Origin of the sequence: Bradyrhizobium macuxiense, assembly GCF_001542415.1 — a bacterium.
GTDB lineage: Bacteria > Pseudomonadota > Alphaproteobacteria > Rhizobiales > Xanthobacteraceae > Bradyrhizobium > Bradyrhizobium macuxiense.
The window spans coordinates 1-1,408 of sequence record NZ_LNCU01000134.1 but is presented as its reverse complement, the minus strand read 5'-3'; the positions used below and the strand labels follow the sequence as shown (position 1 = coordinate 1,408).

The window sequence follows — 1,408 nt, the reverse complement described above, 5'->3', positions numbered from 1 at the left end:
ACCGTTGACATTCGCGCTCGTTCGCGTGCCTTTCGGCATGTTGCTGAAATTCACATTTACGTTCGCGCTGCCATCGACCTTAACGGCACCACCATTGTTATCGCGCAGATGTTTGCGAACAATGCGGTCGGCGAGATGAGCACCGGTGTTGCCGTGCGCGGTCAGCACTTCGGGAAAATACGTGTCGAATTGAGCAGTACGACGCGCAAGCTCCTTGCCCCATCCGTTCATGAACGAGTCGTGGCTTTGAGGACCGCGCATGCCGGGATATGGATTGCCGCCGATGTTGGTCATTGCACCGCGAGTGAAGAAACCCATTCCCTGCTGATGGATCATGTAGAGTTCGGACGGCGTAGGATCGCGACCGAAGCGACGCTTGAACTCTTTCGCATGATCAGACAGCATGTGAGCCGCTGCCATCGCATTATCATGAGCGTTGTAGATCGAGCCGCTACCGTATTTCGCCCATTCATCGCGGCCCATCTGGAACAAACCCTTGTATTGGGTTGCCCTATTCCAATTGCTCTGCGGATGCATGTTGGACTCGATGCTTGCGATGCCGCGCAGCATGTTGGCATCGAGGCCGTACTTCTTTGCTGCATCCGCGATCGCAGCTTCCGTCTCGGCGCTGCCAAGGTTCGGCTTCTTGCCGTAAGCCTTCATCGAGAAGTCCCGCGCAGCTCCGATCTTGGCAACGGTGCCTTTCACGGACTTCGGTACCTGACCTTGACTGATAGATTTCAGCGGAAAGTCGTCATTTCCAAACTTGGGAGAAGAGCCACCACCGCCGCCGTTGGCGTTTCCGACTTCGCTGGGGTGATAAGCGGCATTCACCATCCTGCCGCTACCTACGCCAGCGCCGTTGTACGACATGGGCGTAAAGCCAAACCCCATCAACTGCCTGAATGCATCCAAGAGACCTTTCGTTGTGCCTCGCGCAACGGCATCTTCGTCGGCCTTGTGATCGAAGGCGGAAAACCCTTCATCGATGCGACCTTGAGGCGTCATCTTGCTGCCGGGAACGCCGGTCATTTTCTCGAAGAGGCGACCAAAGATAGAGTCCTTGGCAAATCCGCTGGTGCCAGCCTCGTGATACTTGCGAAGCGACTCGCCGATCTTATCGATTGATGCCGCGAAGTTAGAGATCATGTGAGCGGCAGGCTCACCAAATTCATTGGTAAGGTCGATGCCGAAACCTTTGAGGTTCATATCCAGCTTGGTGAACGCGTCATCAAGATCGTGCAGAACCTTCATATTAGTCGGATGGTTTTTCTCGAAATTGAAGCCTTCCTTCATCGCTTCATTAAGGTCTTTGAGACTGCGTGTTGCGAACTCGGCAGGTAAACCCAGAAACTCCAGCCATTTGCGTTTCTGGTCTGGCGGAACGTTGTGCTTGGCCATGAACGTC

The 1,408-nt window shown here is 54.6% G+C and carries 1 protein-coding gene; it reads right to left on the bottom strand.

Features of this window, described 5'->3' with window-relative positions; translation table 11 throughout:
- Positions 1-1,408, bottom strand: a 1,408-nt coding sequence (locus AS156_RS40120; RefSeq protein ID WP_136626664.1) for a transglycosylase SLT domain-containing protein, incomplete at both ends; no start/stop codon positions are given.